This window comes from Burkholderia sp. ABCPW 111, from assembly GCF_000773065.1.
In the GTDB taxonomy this organism is placed as follows: domain Bacteria; phylum Pseudomonadota; class Gammaproteobacteria; order Burkholderiales; family Burkholderiaceae; genus Burkholderia; species Burkholderia savannae.
Window position 1 is genome coordinate 63,958 of record NZ_JPWT01000088.1, and the last position, 18,772, is coordinate 82,729.

The window sequence follows — 18,772 nt, forward strand, 5'->3', positions numbered from 1 at the left end:
AGCATGTCCACCTCAGCATCCAACGATACGATTCTCTCGCTCGAGAACGTCAGCAAGTATTTCGGCAAGGTGATCGCGCTGTCGGGCGTCACGCTGCGCTTGAAGCGCGGCGAGGTGCATTGCCTGCTCGGCGACAACGGCGCCGGCAAGTCGACGCTCATCAAGACGCTCGCGGGCGTGCACCAGCCGTCCGACGGGCAGTACCTCGTCGACGGCGAGCCGGTGCGCTTCGCATCGCCGAAGGACGCGCTCGATCTCGGCATCGCGACCGTCTATCAGGATCTCGCGCTCGTGCCGCTGCTGTCGGTCGCGCGCAACTTCTTCATGGGCCGCGAGCTGCGGAAGAAGCTGTTCGGCTTCGTCAACGTGATGGATCTCGATGCGAGCGCGCAGATCGCCCGCGCGAAGCTCGCCGAAATGGGCATCAACGTGCGCGACGCGCATCAGCCGATCGGCACGATGTCGGGCGGCGAGCGGCAGTGTCTCGCGATCGCGCGTGCGATCCACTTCGGCGCGCGCGTGCTGATCCTCGACGAGCCGACCGCCGCGCTCGGCGTCAAGCAGAGCTTCAACGTGCTGAAGCTGATCCACACCGCGCGCGCGAAAGGGATCTCGGTGATCTTCATCACGCACAACGTGCATCACGCGTACCCGATCGGCGATTCGTTCACGCTGCTCAACCGCGGCCGCTCGCTCGGCACGTTCACGAAGGACACGATCAGCAAGAACGAGGTGCTCGACATGATGGCGGGCGGCGCCGAGATGCAGAAGATGATCGCCGAACTCGACGGCGCGACCATTTGATCCAGGACTCGCGATGACTTTCCCTACTCTCCCCCTTTCGCAGAATCGCCCGCTCGACGTGATCTGCATCGGCCGCGTCGCCGTCGATCTCTACGCGCAGCAGATCGGCGCTCGGCTCGAGGATGCGTCGAGCTTCGCGAAATATCTCGGCGGCTCGTCGGGCAACATCGCGTTCGGCTGCGCGCGGCTCGGCCTCAAATCGGCGATGCTCTCGCGCGTGGGCCACGATCACATGGGCCGTTTCGTGCTCGAGACGCTCGCGCGCGAAGGCTGCGACACGAGCCGCCTGCGCACCGATCCCGAGCGCCTCACCGCGCTCGTGCTGCTCGGCCTGAAAGATCGCGACACGTTTCCGCTCATTTTCCATCGCGAGAACTGCGCGGACATGGCGCTCGACGAAAGCGACTTCGACGAGGCGTTCATCGCGTCGTCGAAGGCGCTTCTCATCACCGGTACGCACTTCTCGACCGAGCGGGTGATGCGCGCGAGCCGCCGCGCGCTCGACTACGCGCGCCGCAACCAGGTGCGCACGGTGCTCGACATCGACTATCGCCCCGTGCTGTGGGGCCTGACGGACAAGGCCGACGGCGAGACGCGCTTCGTCGCGAACGAAGGCGTGACCGCGCACCTGCAGCGGATCTTGCCGCTGTTCGACGTCGTGATCGGCACCGAGGAGGAATTCCGCATCGCGGGCGGCAAGGACGCGCTGCTCGACGCGCTCGCGATGGTGCGCGCGGTGACGTGCGCTGCGCTCGTCGTCAAGCGCGGGCCGCTCGGCTGCTCGATCGTCGACGGCGACGTGCCCGCGACGCTCGACGCGCTGCCGATCATCCGCGGCGTCGAAGTCGAGGTGATGAACGTGCTCGGCGCGGGCGACGCGTTCGCGTCGGGCTTCCTGTCGCAATGGCTGCGCGGGCGGCCGTTCGCCGAGGCGGCGCGCGCGGCGAACGCGTGCGGCGCGCTCGTCGTGTCCCGGCACGGCTGCTCGCCCGCGATGCCGACGCCCGCCGAGCTCGCGCATTTCCTCGGCGAGGCGAAGCGCGATCCGGCGCGGATGCGCCGCCCCGACCTCGATCCGACGCTCGCGCGGCTGCACCGCGTGACGCCCGCGCGCACGCCGCGCGACGAGGTGCTCGGCTTCGCGTTCGATCATCGCAATCAGTTCTTCGAGCTCGCGCGGCAAACGGGCGCGAGCGTCGCGCGCATCGAAGCGCTCAAGCGCCTGTTCGTCGAGGCGGTCGCGCAGACGCAGGCGCAGCTCGGGCTCGCCGGCCGGATCGGCGTGCTGATCGACGACCGCTACGGCCAGGACGCGCTCAACGACGCGACGGGCCGCGGCTGGTGGATCGGCCGCCCGGTCGAGCTGCCCGGATCGCTGCCGCTCGAATTCGATCACGGCCGCTCGATCGGCACGACGCTCGTGTCGTGGCCGCAGGAGCACGTCGCGAAGTGCCTCGTTCAATACCATCCGGACGAAACCGCCGAGCAGCGGATCGAGCAGGAAACGCAGCTGCGCGCGCTGTACGACGCGGTGCAGGCGAGCGGCCACGAGCTGCTGCTCGAAGTGATCCCGCCGCGCCGCGCGGACCTGCCGCAGGCGGCCGACACCGTGCACCGCGCGCTCAAGCGCCTGTACAACCTCGGCATCCAGCCGGAATGGTGGAAGCTCGCGCCGCTCGACGCCGCGCAATGGCAGGCGATCGACGCGCTGATCGCCGAGCGCGATCCGCACTGCCGCGGCGTCGTGCTGCTCGGCCTGTCCGCGCCCGTCGACGAGCTCGTCGACGGCTTCAAGGCGGCGGCCGCGTCCGCCACGTGCCGCGGCTTCACGGTCGGCCGCACGATCTTCCACGAGCCGAGCCGCGCGTGGCTCGCCGGCGAGATCGGCGACGCCGAGCTGATCGCGCGCGTGCGGCGGACGTTCGAGACGCTGATCGGCGCGTGGCGCGCGGCGCGCGCGCAAAGCGGCGCGCGCGACGGGCACGCGGCCGCGCGGCGCGCGGCCGCCTAGGAGCCTGCGCATGAATCGCAGAGCAACGGATGACGAAACCCGACGGGATTCCAGCGTGAACGACATCAACGACGATCCGGCCGCGAACGCGTGCGGCACGATCCGGCTGACCGCCGCGCAGGCGCTCGTGCGGTATCTGGCCGCGCAGCGCGTCGCGGCGAACGACGACGGCGACGGCGGCGGCCGGGCCGACGGCGGCGCGCCCCTCTTCGGCGGCGTGTTCGCGATCTTCGGGCACGGCAACGTCGCCGGCCTCGGCGAGGCGCTCCATCAGCACCGCGACGCGTTGCCGACCTACCGCGCGCACAACGAGCAGGCGATGGCGCACAGCGCGATCGCCTACGCGAAGGCGCACTTGCGCCGCCGGATGATGGCCGTGACGACGTCGATCGGCCCCGGCGCGACGAACCTCGTCACAGCGGCGGCGCTCGCGCACGTGAACCGGCTGCCGGTGCTGCTGCTGCCGGGCGACGTGTTCGTGTCGCGCGCGCCGGACCCGGTGCTGCAGCAGATCGAGGATTTCCACGACGGCGGGCTTTCGGCGAACGACGCGTTCAAGGCCGTGTCGCGCTATTTCGACCGGATCGTGCACCCGGCCCAGTTGCTGAGCGCGCTGCCGCGCGCGCTGCGCGTGCTGACCGACGCGGCGCTCTGCGGCCCGGTCACGCTCGCGTTGCCGCAGGACGTGCAGGCGATGGCGTACGACTATCCGGCCGAGTTCTTCGCGCCGCGCGTCGTCACGTTCCATGCGCCCGCGCCCGTCGAAGCGGAGCTCGACGCGACGCTCGCGCAATTGCGCGCGGCGAAGCGCCCGTTCATCGTCGCGGGCGGCGGCGCGCTGTACAGCGAGGGCGGCGCGGCCGCGCTCGCCGCGTTCGCCGACCGGCACGGCATTCCGGTGGGCGAGACGCAGGCCGGCAAGAGCGCGCTGCCGTGGGATCATCCGCTGAACGCGGGCGCCGTCGGCGTGACGGGCTCGCCCGCCGCGAACGCGCTCGCGAACGACGCCGACTGCGTGATCGCGCTCGGCACGCGGCTGCAGGATTTCACGACGGGCTCGAACACGCTGTTCGCGCAGGCGCGCGTCGTCGGCATCAACGCGAACGCATTCGATGCGCTGAAACACCGCGCGTCGATCGTGCAGGCCGACGCGCGGCTCGCGCTCGACGCGCTCGGCGCGCGCCTCGAAGGCTGGCGCGCCGACGCCGCGTGGACGGCCCGCGCGCGCACGCTCGCGAGCGAATGGCGCGACGCGGTGAACGCGCTCACGCACACGCCGCAGCGCGCGGGCGCGCTGCCGTACGACGCCGACGTGATCGGCGCGGTGCAGCGCTCGGCGCCCGACTCGGCCGTGCGCGACATCGCCGTGTGCGCCGCGGGCACGCTGCCCGCCGAGCTGCACAAGCTCTGGCGCGCGGCGGCGCCGGGCGGCTATCACGTCGAATACGGCTATTCGTGCATGGGTTACGAGATCGCGGGCGGCCTCGGCGCGAAGCTCGCCAGACCCGCGCGCGAAGTGATCGTGATGGTCGGCGACGGCAGCTATCTGATGATGAACAGCGAGATCGCGACGTCGGTGATGCTCGGCGCGAAGCTCGTCGTCGTCGTGCTCGACAACCGCGGCTACGGCTGCATCAACCGGCTGCAGCAGGCGTGCGGCGGCGCGCCGTTCAACAACCTGTTCGACGACTGCGTGCAGGGCCCGCTCGGCGCGCCGCGCATCGATTTCGCCGCGCACGCGCGCGCGTTGGGCGCGCACGCGGAGCACGTCGCGGACGTCGCCGCGCTCGAAGCGGCGATGGCGCGCGCCCGCGCGTCCGATCGCACATACGTGATCTGCATCGACACCGACCCCGCCCGCACGACGCCCGACGGCGGCTGGTGGTGGGAAGTCGCGGTGCCCGAAGTGTCGCCGCGCGACGCGGTGCGCGACGCGCGCGCGAACTACGAGCGGCGGCTCGCCGCGCGCGCCGGCGTGGCCCCCGCTTCGCCTTCGACCTCTACCCCGGAATCATCGACATGAGCACACCCGAGATCCGTATCGGCATCAATCCGCTGTCGTGGATGAACGACGACCTGCCGTCGCTCGGCGGCGAGACGCCGCTGTCCGTCGCGCTGACCGAGGGCCGCGAGATCGGCTATGAAGGCTTCGAGCTCGGCAACAAGTTTCCGCGCGAGCCGCAGGCGCTGAAGGCGCTGCTCGCGCAATACGATCTGTCGCTCGTGTCCGGCTGGCATTCGGGCCGGCTCGCCGAGCGCGGCGTGCAGGAAGAGATCGACGCGGTCGGCCCGCACCTGGAGCTGCTCGCGAAAAACGGCGCGAGCGTGATGGTCTACGGCGAAGTGGCGGGCACGATCCAGGGCTCGCCCGCGCCGCTCTACCAGCGCCCGCGCTTCGTCGACGACGCGCGCTGGGACGCGTACGCCGAGCGCGTCGACGCGTTCGCGCGCTACACGCGCTCGCAGGGCGTGCGGCTCGGCTATCACCATCACATGGGCGCATACGTCGAATCCCCGGCCGACGTCGACCGGCTGATGGCGAGCACGAGCGACGCGGTGGGCCTCCTGTTCGACGCCGGGCACATGACGTTCGGCGGCGGCGATCCGGTCGCCGAGCTCGCGAAGCACATCGGCCGCGTGTGCCACGTCCATTGCAAGGACGTGCGCCCGGCCGTGATCAGGCTCGCGCGCAACCGCGACTGGAGCTTCCTCGACGCGGTGATCGCCGGCGCGTTCACGGTGCCGGGCGACGGCGCGATCGATTTCCCGACGATCGTCGGCATGCTGAAGCGCCACGGCTATCGCGGCTGGCTCGTCGTCGAGGCCGAGCAGGACCCGGCCGTCGCGCCGAGCTACGCGTACGCGCAAAAGGGCTATCGGACGCTGCGCGCGCTCGTGGACGCGCCGCTCCCGCCCGTCGATCCCGTCGATCCCGTCGATCCCGTCGATCCCGTCGACCAGGAGGCCGCTTAAATGAGTCTGCTCGTGAAGGGCGCGGCCGACGGCGCGTCGATCGCGCGCGTCACGCCGGAATCGGCGCACTGGAAGCACGTCGGCTTCGCCGCGTATCGGCTGAAGGCGGGCGAGGCGCTCGCGCTCGCCGAGGCCGCGCGCGAGATGTGCATCGTCGTGCTGACGGGCACCGTCGACGTCGAGGCGGACGACGGCACCCGCTGGACCGGGCTCGGCTCGCGCGACAGCGTGTTCGACGGCGTCGCGCCGTACGCGCTGTACCTGCCGCCGATGCGATCCGTCGCCGTGCGCGCGTCGCGCGACGCGGAGCTCGGCGTCGCGAGCGCGCCCGCGGCCGGACGCTATCCGGCGCGGCTCATCAAGCCGTCGCAGATGCGGCGCTCGGTGCGCGGCAGCGGCGCGAACACGCGCTACGTCTGCGATATCCTGCCGCAGACCGAGCCCGCCGAGTCGCTCCTCGTCGTCGAGGTGCGCACGCCGTCCGGGCATTCGTCGAGCTATCCGCCGCACAAGCACGACACCGACAACGCGCCCGCCGAAAGCGCGCTCGAAGAGACGTACTACCACCGCGTGCATCCGCCGCAGGGCTTCGTGTTCCAGCGCGTGTACACCGATTCGCGCGACATCGACGAATCGATGGCCGTCTGCGATCACGACGTCGTGCTGGTGCCGCGCGGCTATCACCCGGTCGTCGTGCCATACGGGTACGAGTCGTACTACCTGAACGTGATGGCCGGGCCGAGCCGCGTGTGGCACTTCAAGAACGATCCGGCGCACGAGTGGCTGCTGAGCGGCGGGCGGTAACGGCGAAACCGCGGCGGCTGCCGGGCGGCCATTCGGTGGACATTCGGTGGCCGGCCGGCGACCAATCGGCGACCAATCGGCGACCAATCAGCGACCATTTGGCGGCCAGCCGGCGCGCGATCGCCGCCCGCGCCGCAAGATCGGCGCACCGCTCGCGAGTTCGACGCGGCCGTCCGCCCCGCCGCCCGTCAACCGACGCTCAGCCAACGCTCGACGATTCCCGCATCGAGCGCATTCGCCGCGCCGTCGTAGACGATTCTCCCCCGCCCCATCACCGCGACGCGCGCCGCGAGCGCGGGCGCGAGCTGCATCCGCTGCTCGATCAGGAGCAGCGCGACGCCTTGCGCCTTCGCGTCGGCAAGACACGCGCGCACCTGCTCGACCGCGAGCGGCGCGAGCCCTTCGGCCGGCTCGTCGACGATCAGCACGCGCGGCGCGCCGATCAGCGCGCGCGCGAGCGCGAGCATCTGCTGCTCGCCGCCCGACAGCACGCCCGCCTTCGTCCGCCAGCGCTCGGCGAGCATCGGATAGCGCCGGCGCGCGTCGGCGAGCGCCGCGCGCGCAGCCGCGCCGGACATGCCGCGCAAGCCGAGCCGCAGATTGTCCTCGACGCTCAGCAACGCAAACACGTCGCGGCTCTCGGCGACGTAGCCGACGCCGCGCCGCGCGATCTCGAACGGCGGCGCGCCCGCGACGTCGACGCCGTCGACGCGCACCGTCCCCGCCGCCCGCACGATTCCGATGACCGCCTTCGCGAGCGTCGAGCGGCCCGAGCCGTTGCGGCCGACGAGCGCGACGGCCTCGCCCGCCGCGATCCGCAGGTCGACGCCGTCGAGCACCGGCAGCGCGCCGTATCCGGCACGCACGCCGCGCAGTTCGAGCAACGCGCTCATCGCCCGAACGCCTCGCCGAGATACGCGGCGCGCACGGCCGCGTTCGCGCGAATCGCCGCGGGCGCGCCGGTCGCGACGAGCTCGCCGCGCACGAGCACCGATACGCGATCGGCGAAGCCGAACACCGCGTCCATGTCGTGCTCGATCATCAGCACCGTCCTGCCCGCCGTCGCGCGCCGGATCAGCGCGATCGTGCGCCGCGCCTGCTCGCGGCTCATGCCGGCCGTCGGCTCGTCGAACAGGAACACCGACGCGCCGCTCGCGAGCGCGAGGCCCACGTCGAGCGCGCGCTGCTCCGCGTAGCTCAGGCTGCCCGCGAGCGCGTCGCGATGCGCGGCGAGGCCGATCGACGCGAGCGCGGCGTCGGCGGCGCGATCGATCTCGGCGGCGCCCGCGAGCCGGTTGCGCCAGCGGCGGCGCTGCCGCGGCGCGTGGAGCGCCGCGCAGCGCAGGTTGTCGTAGACGCTCATCCGCGTGAACACGCTCGTCTGCTGGAAGCTGCGCGCGAGCCCGAGGCGCGCGACCGCATGCGGGCCGCGCCGCCCGAGATCGGTGCCGTTCAGCTCGATGCGGCCATGCGTCGGCGCGAGCGCGCCCGCGATCAGGTTGAAGAGCGTCGACTTGCCGGCGCCGTTCGGGCCGATCAACGCATGGCGCTCGCCGGCGCGGATCGTCAGATCGACGCCGACGAGAACCGGCGTCGCGCCGAACGACTTGCCGACGTTCGTCAGGCGCAACGCGGCAGGCGCGGTCGCCGCGTGGGCGCTCGCGCGCTCGGGATCGGCCGCGGCGGCCGAGGCGCGGGCTGCGAGCGCGGCTGCGTCGTCGGAGGCAACCGCCGCACGGGGCGCAAGCGCGCTCGCCTTGCCGCCTGCGCCGGCTGCGCCGCTCGCGTACGGCATGCCGGGCGCGCCGGCCGCATCGATGTCCCGAGCATTCGAATCATCCGAGGCATTCGCGCGAATCACGCGATCCGCGAGATCCGCACGAGCACGATTCGCGCCGCGCCGCCGCGCCGCCTGCGCGAACCCCGCGCCGATCGCCGCCGCGGCCGCCGCGATCGCCCAGCCGAGCGGCGCGCCTGCATCGAACCGCCAGAGCCCGATGACGGCGCGCCGTGCGTCGTCTTGCGCGAACCGCAGCGCATACGCGAGCTCGACGACGAACACGATCGCGACGCCGCCCGCGAGCGCCGCGAGCGCGCCGAGCAGCTCGCGCCGCCAGTCGAAGCGCGCGCCGCCGCGCCGCCGCGCCTCGCGCCGCGCGCGCGGCCAGCCGCTCGCGCCGCCCGGCGCCGCCAGCACGACCGCGACGAACAGCAGCCCCAGATACAGCAGCCACGCGCGCGACACGCTCGCGACGAACACGCTGAAGAACGTCAGCAGCACCGCGCCGACGGCGGGCCCGAAGAAGCTCGTCGCACCGCCGATCACGGCCGCGAACAGCACCGCGCCCGAGCGCAGCATGCCGACGCTCTCCGACGTGGCGACCTCGACGTCGATCAGCGTCAGCGCGCCCGACACGCCCGCGAAAAACGCCGCCGCGATCGCCATCGCGTAGCGTACGCGGCGCGGATCGGTGCCGAGCGCGGCGACGCGCGCCGGGTTGTCGCGCACCGCGTTCGCGAGCCGCGCGAGCGGCGTGCGCACGAGCGCGCGCATCGCGGCCGCCGCGACGACGCACCAGATCGCGATCAGCGCATACGCCTGCGCCGGCTTGCCGAAATCCCACGCGCCGAGCGCGGGGCCGCTCGCCCGGTCGATCGACACGCCGCCCGCGCCGCCGAACCAGTCAGGCACGCTCCACGCGGCGGCCGCGACGAGCTCGCCGAGCCCGAGCGTGATCATCGCGAACGCGGTGCCCGCGCGCCGCGTCGCGATGAAGCCGAACAGCGCGCCGAAGCCCGCGCCCGCGACGCCGCCGGCGAGCGGCACGAGCGGCAGCGGCAGGCCGTAGCGATTGAACCCGTGCGCGGCGGCGAACGCGCCGAGCCCGGCGAACGCCGCATGCCCGAACGACAGCAGTCCCGTCGTGCCGAGCAGCAGGTTGTAAGACAGCGCGAGCACGATCATCGCGGCCGTCTGCGCGAGATAGCCGAGCACCCAGCCGCGCGGCCACGCGAGCGCGGGCGCGGCGAGCAGCGCGACGAGCGCGAGCCACGGCAGCGCGACGGCCAGACGGCTTCGCACGGCCGCGCTAGACATCGTCGCGCTCGCCGAGCAGGCCGCGCGCGCGGCACGCGAGCACCGCGACGAGCAGCAGATACGGAATCAGCGGCGCGAGCTGCGCGAGCGTCAGCGCGCGCCACGCGTCGGGCAACGCGATGCCCGCCCATTCGCCCGCGTCGCCGAGCGACGCTCGGCTCGCCGTCGCGAACGTCTGCGCGCAACCGACCGCGAGCGACGCGACGAGCGCGCCCGCGAGCGAGCCGAGCCCGCCGATCACGATCACCGCGAACACGACCGAGCCGAGCGTCTGCGCCATCGCGGGCTCGATCACCGCGAGCGGCGCGCCGATCACGCCCGCGAGCGCGGCGAGCGCCGTGCCCGCGCCGAACACGAGCGTCATCACGCGCGGCACGTCGTGGCCGAGCGCCTCGACCGCCGCACGATGCGTGAGCGCCGCGCGCACGACGAGCCCCGTCTGCGACACGCGCAGCATCGCCCACGACGCGCCGAGCATCGCGACCGACACGATCATCATGAACACGCGATAGCGCGGAAACACCGCGCCGTCGACGGTGAACGCGGCGCCGTCGAGCGCGGCGGGCACGGGCGCGGCGAGCGGCGCGAGCCCCCAGACGAGCTTCACGCCCTCGGCGATCAGATACGCGAGCCCGAACGTGAGCAGCAATTCGTCGAGATGGCCGCTCGCCCTCACCCGCCGCAGCAGCGCGCGTTCGCACAACGCGCCGAGCGCGCCGACGACGAGCGGCGCGGCGACGAGCGCGACCCAGAAACTCGTGCGCGCGGCAATCGCGTAGCCGGCATACGCGCCGAGCATGTAGAAGCTCGCATGCGCGAAGTTCAGCACGCCCAGCATGCTGAAGATCAGCGTGAGCCCCGCGCACAGCATGAACAGCAACAGCCCGTAGCTCAGGCCGTTCAGCAGATTGACGACGATCGACTGCACCGTGTCAGGCCGCCTGCGGCGCGGCGAGCGGCGCGAGCGCGGCGCGCAACGGCTCGGGCAGCGGCACCGGACGGCGCGTCGCGCGATCGACGTACACGTGCACGAAATGCCCTTGCGCGGCGGCCGACGCGTCGCCGTCGGCGAACAGGCCGACCTCGTAGCGCACGCTCGACGAGCCGAGCCGCGCGACCCGCAGCCCCGCTTCGACGCGCTGCGGAAACACGAGCGGCGCGAAGTAGTTGCACTGCGTCTCGACCACGAGGCCGATCGTCTCGCCGTGCTCGACGTCAAGCACGCCGCGGCGGATCAGGTATTCGTTGACGACCGTGTCGAAGTAGCTGTAGTAGACGACGTTGTTCACGTGCCCGTAGACGTCGTTGTCCATCCAGCGCGTCGTGATCGGCAGGAAATGGCGGTAGGCGCTGCGCGGCAGCGGAACGGGTTTGGCTGAGGACATGTCGGCGCGATGCGAAAGGACGGTTGCTTGACGATGGGTTGAGGATGGCCGCACGGCGGCGCGACGGCGAGGCGGCGAGGCGGCGCGACGGCGAGGCGGCGGCTGCGCGATCGGGCGGCGTCGCCGCGTCGCCCGGAATCGCCGGTGAACGCGCTGACGAACGCGCTGACGAACGCAACCGCGGACACGCCGCAGAAGATGCCGGCGAAACCGCGCGCGGCGCCGTCACAGCGATTCGACGAGCATGCGCCGGTAGTCGTCCGCCGTCGCGACGCGCGGATTCGTCTTGTGGCAATGATCGACGAGCGCGCCTTCGATCACGTGCTCGAACACGCGCTCGTCGACGCCCATTTGCCGGAGTCCCGTCGGCAGGCCGAGGCGCGCGGTCATGTCGTGTAGCGCCTGCGGCAGATCCGCGCGCTCGGGCAGATTCATCACGCGGCGCATCCGCGCATAGCGGCGCTCGGCGACCACGCTCGCCGCGCTTTCGTTGAAACGCAGCACCGCGGGCAGCACGACCGCGTTCAGCGTGCCGTGATGCAGCGACGTCTTGCCGTTCACCTTCACGCCGCCCAACGGATGCGACAGCGAATGCACGCAGCCGAGCCCCTTCTGGAACGCCATCGCGCCCTGCATCGACGCGCTCATCATCGCAAGACGCGCGGCGCGGTCGCCGCCGTCGTGCGTCGCGCGCTCGATGTGCGCCCACGCGCGCTCGAGGCCGTCGAGCGCGATGCCGTCGGCGGGCGGGTTGAACGCCGGCGCGAGGAACGTTTCGATGCAGTGCGCGATCGCGTCCATGCCGGTCGCGGCCGTGAGGCCGGGCGGCAGGCCGAGCGTCAGCGACGGATCGCAGATCGCCGCCTTCGGCAGCAGGTGCCACGAATGGAAACCGAGCTTGCGGCCGTCGGTGAGGATCAGGATCGCGCCGCGCGCGACCTCGCTGCCCGTGCCCGAGGTCGTCGGCACCGCGACGAGGGGCGCGACGGCCGCGGTGATCCGCTCGCTGCCGCCTTCGATCGTCGCGTATCGCGCGAGCGGCAGCGGATGCGTCGCCGCGATCGCGACGCCTTTCGCGAGATCGATCGCCGAGCCGCCGCCGACCGCGACGAGCCCGTCGCAGCCTTCGTCGCGGTAGCGCGCCGCGGCGGCGAGCACGGCGGCTTCGGTCGGATTCGACGGAGTATCGTCGAACACGGGCAGCGCGCCCGCCCCGAGCGCGTCCAGCGCGCGATCGACGAGCCCCGCCGCCGCGACGCCCTTGTCCGTCACGACGAGCGGGCGCGCGATGCCGCTTCGCGCGCATTCGGCCTTGAGCATCGCGAGCGCGTCGTCGCCGAGATGAATGTGCGTCAGGTAATAGATGTAGGCCACGGGAAGTCTCCTTCGGTCGCGCTCGTTCGAATCGCCGGGCGGCACGTTCGCGCGCGGCCGATGCGCCGCCCGGCGCTGGACAAGCGGCCTTCGTCCGGGCGAACATGCGACGCCGGGCGCGGCGCACGCGGGGCGTGCCGCACAGAAAAGCATAGATTGCGGCAAATTCCAAGAGGCGCGGCGCAAGGTTATTTTCACATCGAAGAGGAAACATCATGGCAGATCCGCAGCTCATCACGACCGCTTTCGACATTCCGGGCTACCGGATCGAACGCTCGCTCGGCGTCGCGCGCGGCATCGTCGTGCGCTCGCGCTCGATCGTCGGCACGTTCGGCGCGTCGATTCAAACGCTGTTCGGCGGCAACATCTCGCTCTACACGTCGCTGTGCGAGCGCGCGCGGCGGGAGGCCTACGAGCGGATGGTCGAAGAAGCGCGGCAGATGGGCGGCAACGCGATCATCGGGATGCGCTACGACGCGACCGAGATCGCGTCGGGCGTGACCGAGGTGCTGTGCTACGGCACGGCGGTGCAGGCGGCGCGCGCCGGCTGACGCCGACCGCCCGGGGCGGCGGGCCGCGCCGGCGCGGCCCGCTTGTTCGTGGCTTGTTCGTGGCTTGTTCCCCGCTTGTCCGTGGCTTGTTCGTCGCCTGCCCCCGCTTGCCCGCCGCGGCGCCCAATCCGTTTCCGTGCTTCGTTACTGGCCGGGGAACTCGACGATTTCGAAGTCGAGGCCGCGCGCGCGCATCCAGTCGGCGAGCGCCTGGCCGGTGCCGGCGCGCCACGGCCGCAGCATCGGCGGATCGACGAGCCGGTATTCGAGCAACTCCGGCGACAGGCGAATCGTCCCGTTCGCGCGCACGTGATACGCGATGATCAATTCGTTCTTGCGAATGAACTCATAAACGCCGACGAGCTTCACCGATTCCGCGTCGAGCGACGTCTCCTCGCGCACTTCGCGGGCGATGCCCGCCTCGGGCGTTTCGCCGCGCTCGAGGAAGCCGGTGATGAGCGCGAACACGCCTTCGGGCCACGCGGCGTTGCGCGCGAGCAGAATCTTGCCTTCGTATTCGACGATCGCCGCGACGACGGGCACCGGATTGTTCCAATGGACATAGCCGCAGGTTTCGTCGGGACACGCGCGGCGCACGCGGCCGCCCTCCTCGATGGAATCGACGCGCTCGGTGAGCGCTCGCGCGCAGCGAGGACAGAATCGGTAGTCTGCGGTGGTCATTTGTCGGGAATCGGCCGGCGGCTTTGCCCGCTCGCTCGGATACGTCGGGCGCGGCGCGCGAGTCCTGCCGTTTTTTTGGGTCGGGAAGGCCCAATTCTAGCGAGTTTGGACGATCGAGACGCGCCTGGCGCGGCACGCACTCCCCGCATCGGCGCTACCTCGCCTTGACCGACACGAATTTGCGCTCGCCGCCGCGCTGTATCAGCACCGCGACCACCTTTCCCGCCTTCGCCTCCAACGCAGGCACCATGTCCGGCGTCTCGATCAGCGTGTCGTTGAACTCCAGCACGACGTCGCCCGGCTGGATGCCCGCGTTCGCCGCCGGTCCGCGCACCGCGTCGACCACCATCCCGACCGGCAACCCCGTCGAGCGGCGCTCGTCGTCCGTCAGCGGATGCATCGTCAGGCCGAGGCGATCCGCGCCGCCCGCTTCGCTTCGGCCGGCGCTCGCGCTGCCCGACGAACCGGCGGCCGCCGCGCCCGCCGCCGGGCCCGATCCGAGCCTCAGTGTCATCGGCGCGCGGTTGCGCACCAGCCTGATCGGCGTGCTTGCGCCGGGCGGCAGCGCCGCCACGTCGCCGGCGAACTCGGACGAACGGCCGACCGGCCTGTCGCCAACCTGCACGATCACGTCGCCCGGCTTCAAACCGATCGCCGCCCCGGGCGACCCCGGCTCGACCGCGTTGACGAGCGCGCCCGCCGACCGCGGCAAACCGAACGCCGCCGCGAGCCCCGGGCCGACGTCCTGCACGTCGACGCCGAGCCCGTTCTGCTGCGCCGCGTACTGCGGCTGCTGGGCCTGCTGTTGGGCTTGCTGTTGGGCCTGTTGCCGCGCCTGCAGCTGAGCCTGTTGTTGCGCCTGCATCGCCTGCGTGCGCACCTTCACCGCCAGACTGATCGGAATCGCAAACGTCACGCCCGGATTGCGGTCGCCGCTCCCGTAGATCTGCACATCGATGCCGATCACCTCGCCGGCGCGGTTGAACACCGGGCCGCCCGAATTGTCGAGATTGCCGGTCACGTCGGTCTGAAAGAACGGGAAGCTGCCGCCGTCCGGCAGCGTGCGCGACGTCGCGCTGACGATGCCCGTCGTCACCGTGTTCGCGGCGCCGTCCGGCGCGCCGATCGTCAGCACCGGCTCGCCGACGCGCACCCGCGACGAATCGCCGAGCCGCACCGTCGGCAGCTTCGTCGCATCGATCTGCAGCACGGCCACGTCGCTCTGGTCGTCGAGCGCCACCACGCGCGCCTTGAACTCGCGCCGATCGACGAGGCGGACCGTCACCTCGGTCGCCTGCCCGACCACGTAGGCGGTCGTGAGGATGACGCCGTCCGGGCTGACGATGAAACCGGACCCCGCGCCCGCCATCGCGCGCGGCGCGTTGTCCTGGGACGTCGGCGGCTGCATCGCGGAGAGCTTGAAGTACGCGAAGAACGGATCGTCGGGGTCGAGCGCCTCGAGGCCGGACGCCGACATCTGCGGCTCCTGCGCCGGCACGCTCACGTTCACGACGGCGGGCCCGTAACGCTCGACGAGCGTGGGGAAATCGATCGGCCCCGCAGGGCCCGTCTGCGCGATCCGCTTCGCCTTCAGGGTTTGCGGCAACGTGCCCGCTGCGATCTCCGTCGGCTGCAGGCAGGCAAAGCCCGCAAGCACCGCCCCGATCGCTGCAGCGTGAATCAGGGCGCGGCCAAGCGTTTGACGAGACACAGTGCACCTCCAAGGCAGTCGTTATGCCAGGGGCCCGTTGCGCGGCGCGCAAAGGACTAGCACGCACTGGTGAATTGATTATTGCATAGCGGCCGACGGCCGGCAGTCCGTGCTTTCACGATATTCGCAATTCGCCGCGGCCTGCGACGCACGTTCGTCGGATGCGCGTCGGATGCTCGTTGGATGCGCGGCGAGCGCATCGAGAAAAGTGGAAGCGGCGGAACGCGCCGCGTGGGCGCGCAAGCTCGATGACGATCGATTGCGGCGGTCATTCGGCGCGCGCGGCGCGCTCCGGTCGATGCGCAGGATGCGCGCGCCATGCGCGGCAAGCGGCAAGCGGCAAGCGGCAAGCGGCAAGCGGCGATGCCTCAACACGGACCGTCGCGACGCGGCTCGACAAAAAATCGTGCAGCACCGCGGCGCGGCGACGCGGCGGCGGAGGCGGCGAAGGCGGCGGAGGCGGCGGAGGCGGCGGAGGCGGCGGAGACGGAGGAGACGGAGGAGGCGGCAGAGGCGGCAGAGGCGGAGGCCGCGCATTCGACGCGGGAAAGGCGACGCTCGGCAATGCACGCGGCGCGCGCTCCCAACGACGCAACGCACGATGCACGTCGAGCACGTCGAGCGCGTCGATGCAGCAGGCGTGCTCGAACGCCCGCAACCGCTTCATCGCGCCATCGCCAGTCGCGCGCTCATGCGACGTCGCGGCCGTGCGTCGTCGCGCGCGAACTCGCCGCTACCGCTGCAAACCCCGCCGCCCCGACGAGCAGCACCGCCGACGCGAGCCAGAGCGCCGGCGAAAAGGTTCCCGCGCGCGCGGCGAGCGGCGCGGCCGCCAGCGGCCCGGCAATCTGTCCGACGCCATACGACGCGGTCGCATACCCCATCAGGCCCGCCGCGCGCTCGCCGCGCAAGCGGCGCGCTTCGCGCATCGCGAACAGCGTGATCGCGGTGAACGGCAAGCCGACGAGCGCGCTGCCGAACGCGAATCCGGGCGCCGTCGGCCAGACGATGCCGAGCGCGACGCCGGCCGCCTGCACCGCGCAGCAGACCGCGAGCAGCAGGCGATTGTCCCAGCGGCTCGGCAGCCGCGCGCCGACCAGCGCGCCGACGATCAGCGCCGCGCCGAACGTCGGCCAGAACAGATCGGGCCACGGCGAGTGCGCGGGCAACGCGGCGCGGGCGATCACCGGCAGGAAGGTCGCGGTGATGATGTAGCCGAAGCCGGGCAGGCCGTAGAGCAAGACGAGCCAGAACGCATCGCGCCGGGCGGCGGTGCACGCGTGCGGCGCGCTTGCGGCCGATGCGGCGAGCGCGCCGCGCTTGCCGGGAATTTGCGCGGACGCGAAATCCTTTGCGGCCGCCGCTGTCGACGCGTTGGACGCGTTGGACGCGTTGGACGCGTTGGACGCGTTGGACGCGTTGGACGCATCGGGCGCGTTGGATACGTCACGCGCATCGGGCACGCCGTACGCCGAACCCACTCGAATGGCGTCGGCCGATCCGGCCGGCTCGACCGCGCACCTCGTCTCGGCCCGACCGCCCGCCTCTGCCAAGCCGCCCCCATCGCCCGCGGTTTCCGCCCCGCGACGAAGACGCCCGCCGTCCGCATCGCGCATCGGGTCGCGCCCCGTCGCCCCGAACGCGCGCCACACGATCGCCGACAGCACCGCCGACGCCGCCGCGAACCCGATCCAGCCGAACGCCGCACGCTGCCCCGCCAACGCGGAGCCGATCAGCCCCGTCACGACGATCCCGATCCCCGGCCCGGTATAGATCACGCCGCCCCACGCAGGCGCGCCGCGCTCGGCCACGCGCCTCAGGCCCCACTGCGACGCGAACACGAACGTCCACGCGCTGACCGCGCCGCTCGCGAAGCGCACGAGCGCCCACACCCAGAACGGGCTCGCGACTCCCATCGCGAGCGTCAGCGCGACCGTCGCCGCGAGCCCGGCGCGCACCATCCGCGCCGGATCGACGGCGATGCGCGCGCAGGTCATCGCGCCGACGAAATAGCCCGCGTAGTTCGCGGACGCGAGCCAGCCGCCGTGCCGGATGTCGAGCTCGCCGCCCGCGAGCATCAGCGGCAACAGCGGCGTGAACGCGAAGCGCCCGACGCCGAGCGCGACCGCGAGCGCCGCCGCACAGGCGAGCGCCGCGTCGCGCGCCGCGCGCTCGCCGGAGAATGGATAGTCGGGCGCGCCGGCCGCGCCGCGTGAAGGAGAAAGGGAGCGCATCGTTTCGAGGGCGACGCGGCCGATTCGAGGGGTCGGAAGCGTCGCGGATTAGCCAAAATCGAATCGATGCTAGCTTGACCAACCGTTCTCGAAAAATGAATAATTGAGATTCGATCCATCCCATGGAGAGAATCATGGATCTGGCGGCGCTGGCGATCTTTCGCGCGGTCGTGCGCGAGAACGGCGTGACGCGCGCGGCCGCGAAGCTCAATCGCGTGCAGTCGAACGTCACGACCCGCATCAAGCAGCTGGAGGAACAGCTCGGCGCACCGCTTTTCGTGCGCGACGGCCGCCGGCTCGTGCTGACGCCCGCGGGCGAAACGCTGCTGCCGTACGCGGAGCGCCTGCTCGCGCTCGCCGACGAGGCGCGCCACGCGGTCCGCGAGAACCGCCCTCGCGGCCGGCTGCGGCTCGGCGCGATGGAAAGCACCGCGGCGAGCCGTCTGCCCGCTTTTCTCGCGCGCTACCATCAGGCGTGGCCCGACGTCACGCTCGAGCTCGTCACCGGCACGACCAGCGAGCTGATCAGCCTGGTGCGCGAATTCGAGCTCGACGCCGCGCTCGTTGCGACACCGGCCGGCTCCGAGGCGCTCGGCGAGCCGTTCGAGACCGCGCCCGCCTTCACCGAGGAACTCGTGCTGCTGACGCCGCGCGGCCATCCGCGCGTGCGCACGCCGCGGGACGTGCTGCTGCCGACGCTCGTCGCGTTCGAGCGCGGCTGCGCGTACCGCGGTTGCGTCGAGCGCTGGTATGCCGCATACGGGCTCAAGCCCGGGCGCGTGCTCGAGCTCGGTTCGTATCACGCGATCGTCGCGTGCGTCGCGGCGGGCGCGGGCGTCGCGGTCGCGCCGCGCTCGGTGCTCACCGTCCAGCGCGAGCCCGACAGCCTCGGCGTGCATCCGATCGACGACATCGCGCCGATCGACACGATGCTGGTCTGGCGTCAGGGGCATTTCTCGGCGGCGCTCGCCGCGTTGCGCGACGCGTTGCGCGATGCGGCCGCGGCGGCGAACGCAACCGACATCGCGACGAACGAAACGGCGAAGGCCACGCGCGGGCGCACGCGGCGCGGCACGGCGGACGAAACGCTGGCCGTCTGACGTGCGCGATGCGCGCGTGCATAGCCGGCTCGCCGTGCGGCGGCGCT

15 protein-coding genes are annotated in these 18,772 nt (G+C 71.9%); 7 read left to right on the top strand and 8 right to left on the bottom strand.

Annotated elements, in window-relative coordinates; translation table 11 throughout:
• Nucleotides 1–3: 3 nt before the first annotated feature.
• Genes X946_RS20535 through iolB form a run of 5 tightly spaced genes read left to right on the top strand, consistent with a single transcriptional unit; the run spans nucleotide 4 to nucleotide 6,592 of the window.
• A complete protein-coding gene (locus X946_RS20535; RefSeq protein ID WP_038751310.1) occupies nucleotides 4–804 on the top strand; it encodes an ATP-binding cassette domain-containing protein in 801 nt (266 codons plus the stop codon).
• Nucleotides 805–817: 13 nt separating this feature from the next.
• On the top strand, nucleotides 818–2,815 hold the full coding sequence (locus X946_RS20540; protein ID WP_038751311.1) for a bifunctional 5-dehydro-2-deoxygluconokinase/5-dehydro-2-deoxyphosphogluconate aldolase: 1,998 nt from the start codon (nucleotides 818–820) through the stop codon (nucleotides 2,813–2,815).
• Between the two features lie 10 nt (nucleotides 2,816–2,825).
• Nucleotides 2,826–4,838, top strand: a complete 2,013-nt coding sequence (gene iolD, locus X946_RS20545; protein WP_052145133.1) for a 3D-(3,5/4)-trihydroxycyclohexane-1,2-dione acylhydrolase (decyclizing) — start codon at nucleotides 2,826–2,828, stop codon at nucleotides 4,836–4,838.
• The gene (gene iolE, locus X946_RS20550) at nucleotides 4,835–5,788 is read left to right on the top strand and encodes a myo-inosose-2 dehydratase (protein ID WP_052145134.1); all 954 of its coding nucleotides are present in this window, start codon (nucleotides 4,835–4,837) and stop codon (nucleotides 5,786–5,788) included. The genes iolD and iolE overlap by 4 nt, the downstream gene beginning before the upstream one ends.
• A complete protein-coding gene (gene iolB / locus X946_RS20555) occupies nucleotides 5,789–6,592 on the top strand; it encodes a 5-deoxy-glucuronate isomerase (protein WP_038751315.1) in 804 nt (267 codons plus the stop codon).
• Nucleotides 6,593–6,780: 188 nt separating this feature from the next.
• Here iolB and X946_RS20560 read toward each other — a convergent pair whose 3' ends face one another.
• The 5 genes from X946_RS20560 to X946_RS20580 form a co-directional block, all read right to left on the bottom strand.
• Complete coding sequence (locus X946_RS20560; protein ID WP_038751317.1) at nucleotides 6,781–7,485, bottom strand: ABC transporter ATP-binding protein; 705 nt, start codon at nucleotides 7,483–7,485, stop codon at nucleotides 6,781–6,783.
• Nucleotides 7,482–9,689, bottom strand: a complete 2,208-nt coding sequence (locus X946_RS20565) for a branched-chain amino acid ABC transporter ATP-binding protein/permease (RefSeq protein ID WP_038751319.1) — start codon at nucleotides 9,687–9,689, stop codon at nucleotides 7,482–7,484. Before X946_RS20565 ends, X946_RS20560 begins: the two co-directional genes overlap by 4 nt.
• On the bottom strand, nucleotides 9,682–10,617 hold the full coding sequence (locus X946_RS20570) for a branched-chain amino acid ABC transporter permease (RefSeq protein WP_038751321.1): 936 nt from the start codon (nucleotides 10,615–10,617) through the stop codon (nucleotides 9,682–9,684). Before X946_RS20570 ends, X946_RS20565 begins: the two co-directional genes overlap by 8 nt.
• 4 nt (nucleotides 10,618–10,621) lie before the next feature.
• The gene (locus tag X946_RS20575) at nucleotides 10,622–11,074 is read right to left on the bottom strand and encodes an acyl-CoA thioesterase (protein ID WP_038751323.1); all 453 of its coding nucleotides are present in this window, start codon (nucleotides 11,072–11,074) and stop codon (nucleotides 10,622–10,624) included.
• A 225-nt stretch (nucleotides 11,075–11,299) separates the two neighbouring features.
• A complete protein-coding gene (locus X946_RS20580) occupies nucleotides 11,300–12,448 on the bottom strand; it encodes an iron-containing alcohol dehydrogenase (RefSeq protein ID WP_038751325.1) in 1,149 nt (382 codons plus the stop codon).
• A gap of 215 nt (nucleotides 12,449–12,663) precedes the next feature.
• Here X946_RS20580 and X946_RS20585 point away from each other — a divergent pair, with 215 nt between their 5' ends.
• Nucleotides 12,664–12,999, top strand: coding sequence for a YbjQ family protein (locus tag X946_RS20585; protein WP_038751326.1), 336 nt, complete (start codon nucleotides 12,664–12,666; stop codon nucleotides 12,997–12,999).
• A 144-nt stretch (nucleotides 13,000–13,143) separates the two neighbouring features.
• On the opposite strand, the gene X946_RS20590 is transcribed toward X946_RS20585, so the two are convergent.
• The 3 genes from X946_RS20590 to X946_RS20605 form a co-directional block, all read right to left on the bottom strand.
• A complete protein-coding gene (locus X946_RS20590; protein WP_038751328.1) occupies nucleotides 13,144–13,680 on the bottom strand; it encodes an NUDIX domain-containing protein in 537 nt (178 codons plus the stop codon).
• Nucleotides 13,681–13,834: 154 nt separating this feature from the next.
• Nucleotides 13,835–15,391: a trypsin-like peptidase domain-containing protein gene (locus X946_RS20595; RefSeq protein WP_038751329.1), complete on the bottom strand. Its 1,557-nt coding sequence runs from the start codon at nucleotides 15,389–15,391 to the stop codon at nucleotides 13,835–13,837.
• A 689-nt stretch (nucleotides 15,392–16,080) separates the two neighbouring features.
• A complete protein-coding gene (locus tag X946_RS20605) occupies nucleotides 16,081–17,625 on the bottom strand; it encodes a YbfB/YjiJ family MFS transporter (protein ID WP_038751331.1) in 1,545 nt (514 codons plus the stop codon).
• Nucleotides 17,626–17,759: 134 nt separating this feature from the next.
• On the opposite strand from X946_RS20605, the gene X946_RS20610 reads away from it, so the two are divergent.
• Nucleotides 17,760–18,725 carry a LysR substrate-binding domain-containing protein gene (locus tag X946_RS20610; protein ID WP_038751332.1) on the top strand — a complete coding sequence of 322 codons (966 nt, stop codon included), beginning with the start codon at nucleotides 17,760–17,762 and terminating at the stop codon, nucleotides 18,723–18,725.
• Nucleotides 18,726–18,772: the final 47 nt, after the last annotated feature.